Below are 13,267 nucleotides of genomic sequence, written 5' to 3'. Positions count from 1 at the left end.
GATCTCCCCGCTCCGGCCCCGGCACCGGCCCCGGCACCGGCCCCGGCGCCGGTCACCCCGCCGCCCAGCACCGGTGGCGGTGACGCGTCGCAGGCGCAGCGCGCCATCGACGCGGCCATGCGCTACCTCGGCACCCCCTACGCCTGGGGCGGCGGCGGCAAGCGCGGCCCGGGCCCCGGCCAGGACCCCGACCTGGGCACCGTCGGCTTCGACTGCAGCGGCCTGACCCAGTACGCCTACGCGCAGGCGGGCATCTCGCTGCCGCGCAACAGCCGCGCGCAGTACGCCTCGATGCCCAAGGTGGCCGACGACGACCTGCGCCCGGGCGACCTCGTGTTCTGGGGCACCGACCCGCGCAACCCGGCGTCGATCACGCACGTGGCCATCTACCTCGGTGGCAGCCGCGTCGTGCAGGCGCCGCAGAGCGGTGACGTGGTGAAGGTGTCGCCGATGTGGTGGCGCGGCTACGTCGGCGCCGTCCGCCCCACCGCCTGAACGGCGCGAGCCCCGTCCAGTGCCTGCGGGCACGGGGCGGGGCTCGGGAAAAGGCGTCGGGCAGCCACGGGGGGAGCTGCCCGACGCACACGAAAGGCTAGCAGCACCTGTGCCCTCGGGGCAGGGGTACGGCACCGCGGCTGTGGACCTGCTCGGCTCGTCGTGCCTAGCCGGCGACTCGTCCCGCGGCAGCGGAGCGCCGGTCCCCGATGGTGTAGGACACTGGGCGAGGGGCCGGGACGAGACCGCCCTGTCGACGGCCTTCCCGTGCCCGGGCGGCCGCGGCCCGGGACGACCAGGGAGCCCCGTGAGCGAGTCCGCGCGCGAGCCGTTCAGCACCGCACCGTCGGGAACGTCGACGTCGACCCCCGCCGGGGACCTCGCGTGACCGCCGGTACCCCGGTCGGCAGCGCTCCCGCCCCGACGCCGCCGTCGACCGACGCGGCCCGGCTGGAGCGGGTGCTCTTCGAGATCAAGCGCGTCATCGTCGGGCAGGACCGCCTCGTCGAGCGGATGCTCGTCGCGCTGCTGGCCCGCGGCCACGTCCTCCTCGAGGGCGTCCCCGGTGTGGCCAAGACCCTCGCGGTGGAGACGCTGGCGACGGTCGTGGGCGGCAAGTTCGCCCGCCTGCAGTTCACCCCCGACCTGGTGCCGGCCGACATCATCGGCACCCGCATCTACAAGGCCGGCCAGGACGCCTTCGACACCGAGCTCGGCCCGGTCTTCGCCAACTTCGTCCTCACCGACGAGATCAACCGCGCGCCGGCCAAGGTGCAGTCGGCGCTGCTGGAGGTCATGGCCGAGCGGCAGGTGTCCATCGGCGGCGTCACCTACCCGCTGCCCGACCCGTTCCTGGTCCTCGCCACCCAGAACCCCATCGAGTCCGAGGGCGTCTACCCGCTGCCCGAGGCCCAGCGCGACCGTTTCCTCATGAAGGTGCTCGTCGACTACCCGAGCGCCGAGGAGGAGCGGGAGATCATCTACCGGATGGGCTCCCAGCCGCCGGTGGCCGAGACCGTGCTGGACCCCGACGAGCTCCGGCGGCTGCAGAGGACCGCGTCGCAGGTGTTCGTGCACCACGCGCTGGTGGACTACGTCGTGCGGCTCGTCGTGGCCACCCGCGCTCCGCGCGAGCACGGGATGGACGACGTCGCGAACTGGGTCTCCTACGGCGCCAGCCCGCGTGCCTCCCTCGGCCTGATCGCCGCCGCCCGCGCGCTGGCGCTGGTCCGCGGCCGTGACTACGTCCTCCCGCAGGACGTCCTCGACGTCACCGCCGACGTGCTGCGGCACCGGCTCGTGCTCTCCTACGACGCGCTGGCCGACGGCGTGCCCGCGGACCACATCGTGAAGCGGATCGTGCAGACCGTGCCGCTGCCCCAGGTGGCGCCACGGCAGCAGGCCACCGGCGGCGGCCCCGGCGCCCCGGGCGGCCCCTCGGTGCCCCCGCCGTTCTACGGCCCGCCGCAGGGCATGCCGAACGGCGCGTCGTGGCCCCCGCAGCAGCCCGGCCAGCCCCAGGGCGGCCAGCACCAGCCCGGCCCGCCCCCCGGCTACGGGCCCGGCCCGCAGGGCAACGGCGTGCCCGGCCCGGGTGGCAGCACGGCCGCCGGCCAGCAGGGCAACGGCAACGGCTCCTCACCCGGGCCGCAGTCGGCGTGATCGGTCGCCGTCGCCGGGAGGAGGCGCTCCCGGACGCGCCCGCCCACCCGGGGCTGCTGCTGCACCCCGCGACGCCCGGGTCGGGTGCCGCGACCGAGGGCAGCGACGGTGCTCCGCCGCGGTTCACCGACGGCCCGGCAGACGTGCTGCTGCGCCGCCTGGAGCTCACCGTGCGGCGGCGGCTGGACGGGCTGCTGCAGGGCGACCACCTGGGCCTGGTGCCCGGGTCGGGGAGCGAGGCGGGCGACGCCCGCACCTACCACCCGGGCGACGACGTCCGCCGGATGGACTGGCCGGTCACCGCGCGCACCCAGGTGCCGCACGTGCGGGAGACCATCGCCGACCGTGAGCTGGAGACCTGGGCCGTCGTCGACCTGTCGGCGAGCCTGGACTTCGGCACGGCCAACTGCCAGAAGCGCGACCTGGCCATCGCCGGGCTGGCCGCCGTGGGCCACCTGACCGTGCACGGCGGCAACCGGCTGGGCGCGGTGGTGACCACGGGGGAGCGGGTGGACCGCTACCCGGCCCGCCCCGGCCGACTGGCCGCCGAGCGTCTGCTGCGCTCGGTCGTGGCCACACCCCGCGCGGCGAGCGGCCGCCGAGGTGACCTCGCCCAGGCGCTGGAGACCCTGCGCCGACCGCAGCGGCGCCGCGGCCTGGTCGTGGTGATCTCCGACTTCCTCGGGGACAGCGACTGGGAGCGGCCGCTGCGCGGCCTCGGCACCCGGCACGACCTGCTGGCGGTCGAGGTCGTGGACCCGCGGGAGCTGGAGCTGCCCGACGTCGGCCTGCTGACCGTCGTCGACCCGGAGACCGGCCAGACCCTCGAGGTGCCCACGGGCAACCCCGAGTTCCGCGCCCGCTACGCCGAGGGGGCGGCCGCCCAGCGCGAGCGGGTCGCGGCGGCGCTCCGGCGGGCCGGGGCGGGGCACCTGCAGCTGCGGACCGACCGTGACTGGCTCATGGACGTCGTCCGATTCGTCGCCGAACGCCGGCGTGCCGGAAACGGAGGGGCCTCCCGATGACCTTCCAGTCCCCGTGGTGGCTGCTGGCGCTGCTGGTGGTCGCCGCGCTCGTCGCCGTCTACGTGCTGATGCAGCTGCGCCGGAAGGCTTACGCCGCGCGGTTCACCAACGTCGCGCTGCTCGGCACGCTCGTGCCCAAGCGCCCGGGCTGGAAGCGGCACCTCGCCTTCGGCATCGTGGCGGCCGGCCTGGCGACCCTGGTGGTGTCGCTCGCGGTGCCCAGCACCGAGGTGCGGGTGCCGCGCGAGAAGGCGACGGTGGTCATGGCCGTCGACGTCTCCCTCTCGATGGAGGCCAAGGACGTCGAGCCGACCCGGTTCGCGGTGATGAAGCGGGCGGCGACGGATTTCGTCGACGTGCTGCCCGAGCGGATCAACCTCGGCCTGGTCTCCTTCGCCGGGACGGCGACGACGGTCGTGCCGCCGACGACCGACCGCGGCCAGGTCGCCGTGGCCATCGAGAACCTCGACCTGGCCGAGGCGACGGCGATCGGCGAGGCGGTGTTCACCTCGCTCGCGGCGATCGAGAACTTCCAGGCGCAGCTGGAGAGCTCGGGGGAGGAGCTGCCACCGGCGCGGATCGTGCTCCTGTCCGACGGCTCGAACACCGTCGGACGCGCGAACACGCAGGCCATCGACGCGGCCCGCGCCGCCGGGGTGCCGGTCTCCACGATCGCCTTCGGCACCGACTACGGCACCCTCGAGATCGAGGGCGAGAACGTGGCGGTGCCGGTCGACCGGGCCGCGCTGGAGCAGATCGCCGACGAGACCGGTGGCAGCTTCAGCGAGGCGGCCAGCGCGGCCGAGCTCGAGCAGGTCTACAGCGACCTTGGCAGCCAGATCGGCTACACGACCGAGCCCAAGGACATCAGCCCGTGGTTCGTACGGGCCGGTGTGCTGGTCATCCTGGTCGGCGCGGTCCTCAGCCTGTTCTGGACCAACCGCCTGGTGTGAGGACCGGGCCGGGCTCGGACCGCGCGAGCTGACGTCCAGCCGCGCCGTGGCGCGGCTGGACGTCCGGCGGCGAGGGTTGACCCGGTCCAGCGACGGCCCGCCGAGCCCGCTACCTGCTCGGGTCGAGGACGAGCTTGCCGGTGGTGCGGCGGGCCAGCAGGTCCTGGTGCGCCTCGGCGACCTTCGTGAGCGGGTAGCGGCCGCCGACGACCGGCTCCAGCCGGCCGGCGTCGACCATGGCCAGCAGGTCGGTCATGGCGGCGTCCATCATCTGCGGGCGGGCCATGCAGTGCGCCAGCCAGAACCCGATGACCGCGCGGCTCTTCTGCATGAGCATGCCCGGGGGGACCGCGCGGGTCTCCTGGCGCGCGGCCATGCCGTAGGCGACCAGCCGGCCGAACGGGGCCAGCGCGCTGAGCGAGCCCGCGAAGACGTTGCCGCCGGTCATCTCCAGCACGATGTCGACCGGCTTGCCGCCGTTGGCCTCGCGCAGCGCGGAGGTGAACGCCTTCGGGTCCTCGTCGGCCAGGGCCGGGTCGACGGTGGCGTGCGCACCGAGCTGCTCGGCGAGCTGCCGCTTCTCGGGGGAGGAGGCGGTGGCGATGACCCGGCCGGCGCCCCAGCGGCGCGCCAGCTGCACGGCCAGCGAGCCGACGCCGCCCGCGCCGGCGATGACGACGACGGTCTCGCCCTCGGCCAGGTGGGCGCTGGTGCGCAGCAGGTGCCAGGCGGTCGAGCCCTGGAGGACGACGGCGAGCGCCTGCTCGTCGGTCACGCCGTCCGGCACCGCCCAGGTGAGGAAGTCGTGCGCGACGACCTTCTCGGCGTAGCCGCCGCCGTCGAGCAGGCCGACGACGCGCTGGCCGCCACCGACCGGGGTGCCGACGAACTCCGCGCCCGGCACGAGCGGGAGCTTCTGCTCGGCGAGGTAGCTGTTCTCGATCTGGTGGGTGTCGGCGAAGTTGATCCCGGCCGCGGAGACGTCGTAGAGCTTCTGGCCCGGTCCCGCCTCCGGCTCCGGGATGTCGACGACGTCCAGGACCTCCGGCCCGCCGAAGCGGGTGATCTGCACAGCACGCATGCGGGCCAGGCTAGGGGCACCCGGTTCCGAGGGATCGCCGGGGCGACGGCTGGAACCCAGCGCTCAGCCGGTCGTCGTCCCGCCCCGCAACGTCTCGGCGCAGCGGACGAGGTCTCCGTGCAGCCGGCGCAGGTCCTCCGCGGACAGCCCTTCGACCATCCTGCTCTCCACCTCCGCGACGGCTCGGCTGGCCTGGCGCAGCAGGTCCCGTCCTGCTGCGGTGAGCTCGGTGGGCAGCGCGCGACCTTGCGGCGCCGCGTCCGGCCGGGTGAGCAGGCCCCGGGCGGCCAGCCCCGTCAGCACCCCGTGCATCGACTGCCGTGTGACGAAGGTGCGCCGGGCCAGCTCGGCGGCGGAGATCCCGGGCCGCTGGCCCAGCACCTCCAGCGAGGAGTACTGCGACACCGACAGGTCCAGCGGCCTGAGCGCGTCGTCCATCGCGCTGCGCAGCGCCGAGGCCGCCTCCTTCATCGCGTAACCGACCGAGGCGCTCAGATCCCCTACTTGCCGCATGTCAGTATCCTGACATACGGTGGTTATGTCAGGACCCTGACATAACCCCCAGGAGGAGCAGTGACCGTGACCGGACCGGACTTCATCGCTCTGCAGGTGCAGGACGTCGAGGCCGCCGCCAGGTTCTACGAGGAGCGGCTGGGCCTGCGCCGAGCGCCGACGGCTCCGCCGGGCGCCGTCGTGTTCGCCACCGAGCCGATCCCCTTCGCCGTGAGGTCGCCGCTACCCGGCACCGACCTGGCGGCGGCCCAGCCCCGGCCGGGCGTGGGGGTGGCGCTCTGGTTCGCCGCCGGTGACGCGCAGGTCCTTCACGACGAGCTGGTGGTTGCAGGCGTGACCGTGCTCGCGCCGCCGGCGGACAGCCCCTTCGGCCGCACCTTCACCTTCGTGGACCCCGAGGGCTACGCCATCACCGTCCACGACCGCGGCTGAGAGCGCGCTGTGGTGTCGTGCGGAACCGCCCGGCCGTCAGCGCAGGGCGGTGGCCGCGTCCTAGCGGGCGCGCGCGAAGTCGGCCGGGGTGAAGCGGCCCGCGGAGAGCTCGTGCTCGACCTGCTCCAGGCTCCGCCCGGTGAGCTCGGGCATGCGCCGGTAGAGGAAGACGAACCCGGCGATGTTGAACGCGGCGTACAGCCAGAACGTCTGCCCGGTGCCGATCGTGTCGATGATGCTCAGCAGCGTCAGGGTGATGAGCAGGTTCGTGCCCCACAGCGACGCCGACTGCGCCGCGGCGCCGGCCTCGCGGGTGGCCAGCGGGTAGATCTCCGAGCCGGTGAGCCAGCCCATCAGCTGGATGCCGCCGGCGGTGAAGGCCATGAACGCGACCAGGGTCGCGATGATGTACGGGACCTGCGCCTGGCCGTCGTTGCCGGTGACGAAGAAGGTGCCCAGCACGACCAGGGCCAGCGCGGCGCCCGGCAGGGTCAGCAGGGTGAGCCGCCGCCGGCCGACGCGGTCGATGATCGCCAGCCCGATGAGCTGGGTGACCAGGTACGTCGCGCCGAGGGCGACCGGCACGCGCAGCGCCGCGCTGTCGGAGAAGCCGTTGTCGGTGAGGATCGTCGGTGAGTAGTAGACGATCATCTCGATGCCCGAGAGCTGGGTGAAGACCGCCAGGCCGCAGCCGACGACGAGCGCCGGCCGCACCCACGGCTCACGCAGCCCCCGCCAGCCCCGGGTGCTGGCGGTGCGCTCGGCCTCGACCAGCTCGTCGATCTCGTGCAGCTCGCCGGAGACGTCCGTGCCCGGCGGGCGCACGCGCTGGAGCGCCTCCCGCGCCTGGTCCCGGTGTCCGGCCTTGACCAGCCAGCGCGGGCTGTCGGGCAGGCGGAGCATCAGCCCGAGCATCAGCGCGCTGGGCACCACGGCCGCGCCGATCGCCACCCGCCAGTCCACGCTCTCGGTGGCGCCGACGATGGTGGCGATGAGGATGCCGACGCCGATGGCGACCTGGAAGAAGAGCACCAGGCGCCCGCGGTACCTCGTCGGGGCCAGCTCGGCGACGTAGACCGGAGCGGTCTGGGTGGCGCCGCCGACGGCGAAGCCGAGCACGATGCGGGCCAACGACAGCGTCAGCGGGTTCGGCGCGAGCGAGGCCGCCAGCGAGCCGACGACGAACACCGCGGCGACGACCAGCAGCGTCGTCCGCCGGCCGAGGCGCTCGCTGAGCCGGCTGCAGACGAGGGCGCCGACCACCGCACCGGCCAGGATGGACGCGGCGATCACCTGCTCCCACCCGCTGCCGATGCCGAACTCGTCGGTGATCTGCAGCAGGGCGCCGGAGATGATCCCGGTGTCGTAGCCGTAGAGCAGACCGGAGATGGCCGAGACCAGGGCCACGACGACGACGGCGCTGGTGAGGCCTCCGCCGTCGTCACGCGCCGCCGCCGTGCCGGACCGGGTCGCGGGTCGGTCCTCGGACGCGGAAATCAGGAGCCCCTATCGGCGTGCGGCTGCGGCGCTCGCCACCGTATGGCCGACGGCGGCGGGGCGCAGGACGTGGCGCGGGGGCAGCGGGTGCTCAGGAGGGGCGGGCGAGGGGCTCGGTGGACGCCAGGGACCGGCGGCAGGAGTTGAGGTAGCCGCGCAGCGCGTCGCGCTGCCCGCGGTCGAGCTCCTGGAGCATCCGCTCCTCGAGCTGGGCGACCAGCGGGTCGTACTCAGCCAGGAACGCCCGCCCCTCCGCGGTCAGCCGGATGAGCATCCGGCGGCGGCTGTCCGGGTCGACCTGCCGCTCGATCATCCCGCGGCGCTCCAGCGCGCCCACGAGGTCCGAGGTGGACTGGGCGCTGACGAACGATGCCCGGGCCAGGTCGGCCGAGGACATCGCCGGGCGGCGGACGAGGACCGAGAGCGCGGTGTACTGCAGCGCCGTGATCCCCGAGGGCCGCAGCAGCGCGTCGAGCTGGGCGCGCGTGGCCAGCTCCAGCTGCTTCACGACGTAGAGCAGCAGCGGGGGAGCGGGGGGGCCCGACGGTCGCTCTGTCACCCCGACATACAAGCAGGGGACGGGTCCGGGGGTCGGCCCGCCCGACATGCTTGCGGAGATCCGGCCGACGTGTGACCATCAGGATTCTTGATAGTTCTGCGGTGTCGAGGAGTCGTCGTGATCCATGGAGCAGGCACCACCGCCGGGGATCTCCCCGACACCCTCCGGGTCAGGACGGCAGGCCCCGTCGCGGTGCTGACCCTGGCCCGCGCCGCCAAGCGCAACGCGCTGAACGACTCCACGGTGCTGGGCATCGAGCGGTTCTTCCAGACCCTGGGCCCGGCCGTCCGCGTGGTCGTCATCGACGCCGACGGGGACCACTTCTGCGCCGGCCTCGACCTCGCCGAGATGACCGAGCGCGACACCCTCTCCGGTGTCGCGCACTCGCAGATGTGGCACCGGGTCTTCGACGTCGTCGAGAACGGCACCGTCCCCGTCATCGCCGTCCTCAAGGGCGCGGTGGTCGGCGGCGGGCTCGAGCTCGCCAGCGCCGCCCACATCCGGGTCGCCGAGACCTCGACGTTCTACGCCCTGCCGGAGGGCCAGCGGGGGATCTTCGTCGGGGGCGGCGCCTCGGTGCGCGTGCCGAAGCTCATCGGCGTCTCGCGGATGACCGACATGATGCTCACGGGCCGCCGCTACGGCGCCGAGGACGGCGCGGCGGTGGGGCTGTCCCAGTACGTCGTGCCGGAGGGTGCGGGCCTGGAGACCGCGCTGGAGCTCGCCGACAAGGTGGCCGGCGTCGCCCCCCAGACGACCTTCGCCGTGCTGCAGGCGCTGCCCAGGATCGCCGAGGCGAACCCGCGCGACGGCTTCCTCATGGAGTCGCTGATGGCCGCGATCGCCCAGGGCACCGACGACGCCAAGGGCCGGATGCGCGACTTCCTGGACGGCCGGGCCGCCAAGGTCACCCGATGAGCGGGGTGCGGCACGGCGACGTCGTCTGGGAGCCGCCGGCCGACGTCCTGGAGACCTCCCGGGTGGGCGCGTTCATCCACTGGCTCGCCGACCACCGGGGCCTGCACCTGACCACCCACGACGAGCTGTGGCGCTGGTCGGTCGCCGACCTCGAGGGCTTCTGGTCCGCCGTCTGGGAGTTCTTCGGCGTCACCGCCTCGGCGCCGTACACGACGGTGCTGGAGGAGCGGCGGATGCCCGGCGCCCGCTGGTTCCCCGGCGCCCGGCTCAACTACGCGGAGCACGCGCTCGGCGGGGAGGACGACGCCGACCGGGTCGCGGTGCTCGGCCGGTCGCAGACCCGCCCCGACGTCGACCTGACCTTCGGTGACCTCCGGGACCAGGTGGCCCGCGCCCGCGCCGTGCTGCTGGACCTCGGGGTCCGCCGCGGCGACCGGGTGGTGGGCTACCTCCCCAACGCGCCGGAGGCACTGGTCGCCTTCCTCGCCACGGCCAGCATCGGCGCCATCTGGGCCAGCTGCGCCACCGAGTTCGGGGTGCGCAGCGTCGTGGACCGGTTCGCCCAGCTGGACCCGGTCGTGCTCCTGGTCGCGGGCGGCTACCGCTACGGCGACAAGGACGTCGACCGCCGCCCGCAGGTGGCCGAGATCCGGGCCGGCCTGCCGACGGTGCGCGCCGTCGTCGACATCCGGTACGGCCCCTGGGTGGTGGACGACGCGCTGTCCTGGCCCGGGCTGCTGGCCGCCGCGCCCGGCGGCCGGCCGGCCTTCGAGCAGGTGCCGTTCGACCACCCGCTGTTCGTGCTGTTCTCGTCGGGCACCACCGGCCAGCCCAAGGCGATCGTGCACGGGCACGGCGGGATCCTGCTGGAGCACCTCAAGAACCACGCGCTGTCGTGGGACATGGGGCCGGCCGACCGGATGCTCTGGTTCTCCACGACCGCGTGGATGATGTGGAACGCGCTGGTCAGCTCGCTGCTGGTCCGCTCGTCGATCGTGATGGTCGACGGCAACCCGGTGCACCCCGACGTCGCCTGGCAGTGGCGGCTGGCGGCCGAGACCCGCGCGACCATCATGGGTGCCAGCCCCGGGTTCGTGATGGCGTGCCGCAAGGCCGGCCTGGACCTGGGCCGCGACCACGACCTGGCCGTCCGCGTCGTCGGCTCGGCCGGCGCCCCGCTCCCCCCGGAGGGCTACGCCTGGGTCGCCGAGCAGCTCGGGCCCGGCGTGCAGCTCAACGTCGGCAGCGGTGGCACGGACGTCTGCTCCGGCATCGTGCAGAACAACCCGCTGCTCCCGGTGTGGGCGGGGGAGATCTCCGGCCGGTCCCTCGCGGTCGACGCGCACGCCTTCGACGAGTCCGGCGCCGAGGTGGTGGGGGAGCTGGGCGAGCTGGTCATCACCTCGCCGATGCCGTCGATGCCGGTGTCCTTCTGGGGCGACCCCGACGGCAGCCGGCTGCGCGGGACGTACTTCGACCGCTACCCCGGGGTCTGGCGGCACGGGGACTGGATCGTGTTCAACGAGAACGGCAGCTGCCACGTCACCGGCCGGTCCGACGCCACCCTCAACCGCGGGGGCGTCCGGCTGGGTACCGCGGAGTTCTACCGGGTCGTCGAGGAGCTGGACGGCGTCGCCGACAGCCTCGTCGTCCACCTGGAGGACCCCGAGGGCGGCAACGGGGAGCTGCTCCTCTTCGTCACCCTCGACCCGGGCGCGACCCTCGACGACGAGCTTCGGCGGACCATCGCGACCGCCCTGCGCACCGCGCTCTCGCCGCGGCACGTCCCCGACGACGTGGTCGAGCTCCCGGTCATCCCGCGCAACCTCACCGGCAAGAAGCTGGAGCTGCCGGCCAAGCGCATCCTGCAGGGCGCGCGCCTGGAGGACGTCGCGAGCCGGGACGCGCTGGCCGTGACCACCTCGCTCGACGCCCTGGTCGAGCTCGGGCGCACCCGCGGGAGCCGGCGGTGATCGCCGGCGAGGACGTCCGCACGGTCGCGGTCGTGGGAGCCGGCTCCATCGGCGCGAGCTGGACGGCGCTCGCGCTCGGCCGCGGCCTGCGGGTCGTCGCCACCGACCCGGCCGACGGCGCGGAGGACGCGCTCCGCCGCACCGTCGCCGACCGGCTGACCGAGCTCGACCTGCCGCTGGACCAGTCGCTGCTGACCTTCACCACCGACGCGCGGGAGGCCGCCGCCGCTGCCGACCTCGTGCTGGAGGGCGGCCCGGAGCGGCTCGACGTCAAGCAGGCCATCTTCGCCGCGCTCGACGACGCCGCCCGCGCGGACGTCGTCCTGGCCAGCAGCTCGTCGGGGCTGCTGCCCAGCTCCTTCCAGAGCGCCTGCGCGCGGCATCCCGAGCGGGTCCTGGTCGCCCACCCCTTCAACCCGCCGCACCTGGTGCCGCTGGTCGAGGTGGTGGGCGGCGAGCAGACCTCGGACGCCGCGGTGCAGGCGACCGTCGCCACCCTGCGGCACTGGGGCAAGCGCCCCATCCACCTGCGCCGCGAGCTGCCCGGCCACGTGGTCAACCGGCTGCAGGCGGCGCTGTGGCGCGAGGCCTGCCACCTGGTCGAGCAGGGGGTGGTGACCGTCGAGGACATCGACGTCGCCATCGCCAACGGCCCCGGGCTGCGCTGGGCGCTCCTGGGACCGTTCGCCACCCAGCACCTCTCGGGCGGGCCCGGCGGGATGGCCCACGTGCTGGAGCACCTGGGCCCGCCGATGGTCGAGTGGTGGCACGACCTCGGTGCCCCGGAGCTGACGCCCGAGCTGGTGGACACCCTCGTCGAGGGCGTCCGCGCCGAGTTCGAGGGGCGGCCCGAGGCCGACGTCATGGCCCGCCGCGACCGCGCCCTGCGCGAGCTGACGGCCCTCAAGGCAGCCCTCGGGCTGGACTGACGCGGACGGACGAGGAGACGGCATGCAGGACCAGGGACTGGGCTCGTGGCCGGCCCGCCGCGCCCGGATGACCCCGCACAAGGCGGCCTACGTCCAGGACGGCGTCCCCACGACCTACGCGCAGCTCGAGGAGCGGGCCACCCGGCTGGCGCACGCGCTGCGCGACCGCGGGATCCAGCGCGGGGAGCGGGTGGCCTTCCTCGGGCTGAACTCCGTCGAGCTCGTCGTCACCATGTTCGCCACGGCCAAGCTCGGGGCGGTCTTCCTGCCGCTGAACACCCGCCTGGCCCCGGCGGAGACGGCGTGGATCCTCGCCGACAGCGAGCCCCGGCTCCTGGTATGGGACGCGGGCTTCGAGGCCGTCGTCGGCTCGCCCGACGTGCGCGCGCTCGGCCTGGCGGAGCTGCCCGTCGAGTCCGACGCCGGCCGGGGGCTGGACGCGGTGCTGTCGGACGACACGACCCCGCTGGACCTGCCCGTCGGCCACGACGAGCTGTTCATGATCCAGTACACGTCGGGCACCAGCGGGCGCCCCAAGGGCGTGCAGCTCACCCACGGCAACATCGTGTGGAACGTCTTCAACCTGCTCGTCGACGTCGACGTCCGCAACGACGAGATCGCCCTGGTGACCGCGCCGCTGTTCCACACGGCCGCCCTGAACCAGGTGCTGTTCCCGACCCTGCTCAAGGGCGGCACCGCGCTGGTCGAGGCCCGCTTCGACCCCGACCGGGCGCTCGACCTGGTCGAGCAGCACCGGGTCACGCTGCTCTTCGGCGTCACGTCGATGTACCTGGCGCTGTCCCAGAGCAGCCGCTGGGCGACCCGCGGACCTCACCTCGCTGCGCAGCGCGCTCAGCGGGGGTGCGCCGATCCCGGAGAGCCTGCTCCGCACCTGGGTCGACCGCGGGCTGATGATCATCCAGGGCTACGGCCTGACCGAGTCCTCGCCGGGCGCGACGATGCTCCGGGCGGAGGACGGGCTGCGCAAGCTCGGCTCGGCCGGGACGTCCTGCTTCTTCAGCGACGTGCGCGTGGTGACCCCGGCCCTCGACCCGGCGCCCGCCGGCGAGCCGGGGGAGGTGCTGGTGCAGGGGCCGAACGTCACCCCCGGGTACTGGCGCGACCCGCAGTCCACCGCGGAGGCGCTGCTCGACGGCGGGTGGCTGCGCACCGGGGACCTCGCCGTCGCCGACGAGGAGGGCTACCTCTCCATCGTCGGCCGGCTCAAGG

At 74.2% G+C, this 13,267-nt stretch carries 12 protein-coding genes and 2 pseudogenes; 9 read left to right on the top strand and 5 right to left on the bottom strand.

The window, feature by feature from the left end; genetic code table 11:
* The 4 genes and pseudogenes from E4P43_RS09600 to E4P43_RS09585 form a co-directional block, all read left to right on the top strand.
* Positions 1-495 (top strand): C40 family peptidase (locus E4P43_RS09600; protein ID WP_135145220.1); only part of this gene is annotated, 495 nt, incomplete at its 5' end.
* 450 nt (positions 496-945) lie between these two features.
* Positions 946-1,857: pseudogene (locus tag E4P43_RS09595) on the top strand (AAA family ATPase); the annotation flags it as partial.
* A gap of 296 nt (positions 1,858-2,153) precedes the next feature.
* A complete protein-coding gene (locus E4P43_RS09590; protein ID WP_135145218.1) occupies positions 2,154-3,182 on the top strand; it encodes a DUF58 domain-containing protein in 1,029 nt (342 codons plus the stop codon).
* A complete protein-coding gene (locus E4P43_RS09585; RefSeq protein ID WP_135145217.1) occupies positions 3,179-4,135 on the top strand; it encodes a VWA domain-containing protein in 957 nt (318 codons plus the stop codon). Before E4P43_RS09590 ends, E4P43_RS09585 begins: the two co-directional genes overlap by 4 nt.
* Positions 4,136-4,244: 109 nt before the next feature.
* Here the strand turns inward: E4P43_RS09585 and E4P43_RS09580 are convergent, their stop codons facing one another.
* Positions 4,245-5,216: an NADPH:quinone oxidoreductase family protein gene (locus E4P43_RS09580; protein WP_135145216.1), complete on the bottom strand. Its 972-nt coding sequence runs from the start codon at positions 5,214-5,216 to the stop codon at positions 4,245-4,247.
* A 63-nt stretch (positions 5,217-5,279) separates the two neighbouring features.
* Positions 5,280-5,729: a MarR family transcriptional regulator gene (locus tag E4P43_RS09575; protein ID WP_135145215.1), complete on the bottom strand. Its 450-nt coding sequence runs from the start codon at positions 5,727-5,729 to the stop codon at positions 5,280-5,282.
* Between the two features lie 66 nt (positions 5,730-5,795).
* Between E4P43_RS09575 and E4P43_RS09570 the strand changes: the two genes are divergently transcribed.
* Complete coding sequence (locus E4P43_RS09570; RefSeq protein ID WP_245159046.1) at positions 5,796-6,161, top strand: VOC family protein; 366 nt, start codon at positions 5,796-5,798, stop codon at positions 6,159-6,161.
* Between the two features lie 60 nt (positions 6,162-6,221).
* On the opposite strand, the gene E4P43_RS09565 is transcribed toward E4P43_RS09570, so the two are convergent.
* Positions 6,222-7,658 (bottom strand): sugar porter family MFS transporter, encoded by a 1,437-nt coding sequence (locus E4P43_RS09565; protein ID WP_135145213.1) that lies wholly within the window; start codon positions 7,656-7,658, stop codon positions 6,222-6,224.
* 91 nt (positions 7,659-7,749) lie between these two features.
* The gene (locus E4P43_RS09560) at positions 7,750-8,217 is read right to left on the bottom strand and encodes a MarR family transcriptional regulator (RefSeq protein WP_209313811.1); all 468 of its coding nucleotides are present in this window, start codon (positions 8,215-8,217) and stop codon (positions 7,750-7,752) included.
* A gap of 117 nt (positions 8,218-8,334) precedes the next feature.
* Between E4P43_RS09560 and E4P43_RS09555 the strand changes: the two genes are divergently transcribed.
* From E4P43_RS09555 to E4P43_RS09545, 3 genes are read left to right on the top strand one after another with little or no spacing between them, the layout of a single operon-like run.
* A complete protein-coding gene (locus tag E4P43_RS09555; protein WP_167759137.1) occupies positions 8,335-9,135 on the top strand; it encodes a crotonase/enoyl-CoA hydratase family protein in 801 nt (266 codons plus the stop codon).
* A complete protein-coding gene (locus tag E4P43_RS09550) occupies positions 9,132-11,108 on the top strand; it encodes an acetoacetate--CoA ligase (RefSeq protein ID WP_135145211.1) in 1,977 nt (658 codons plus the stop codon). Before E4P43_RS09555 ends, E4P43_RS09550 begins: the two co-directional genes overlap by 4 nt.
* Positions 11,105-12,037 carry a 3-hydroxyacyl-CoA dehydrogenase NAD-binding domain-containing protein gene (locus tag E4P43_RS09545; protein WP_245159045.1) on the top strand — a complete coding sequence of 311 codons (933 nt, stop codon included), beginning with the start codon at positions 11,105-11,107 and terminating at the stop codon, positions 12,035-12,037. The genes E4P43_RS09550 and E4P43_RS09545 overlap by 4 nt, the downstream gene beginning before the upstream one ends.
* On the opposite strand, the gene E4P43_RS20835 is transcribed toward E4P43_RS09545, so the two are convergent.
* Positions 12,012-12,791 (bottom strand): hypothetical protein, encoded by a 780-nt coding sequence (locus E4P43_RS20835; protein ID WP_280790954.1) that lies wholly within the window; start codon positions 12,789-12,791, stop codon positions 12,012-12,014. The genes E4P43_RS09545 and E4P43_RS20835 overlap by 26 nt on opposite strands.
* Before the next feature lie 73 nt (positions 12,792-12,864).
* Between E4P43_RS20835 and E4P43_RS20830 the strand changes: the two are divergent.
* Positions 12,865-13,143 (top strand): annotated as a pseudogene (locus tag E4P43_RS20830) (AMP-binding protein); the annotation flags it as partial.
* Positions 13,144-13,267 lie beyond the last annotated feature (124 nt).

Origin of the sequence: Blastococcus sp. TF02A-35, assembly GCF_004571075.1 — a bacterium.
In the GTDB taxonomy this organism is placed as follows: domain Bacteria; phylum Actinomycetota; class Actinomycetes; order Mycobacteriales; family Geodermatophilaceae; genus Blastococcus.
The sequence above is the reverse complement of the archived record's forward strand: the minus strand, read 5'-3'. Positions and strand labels throughout refer to the sequence as shown.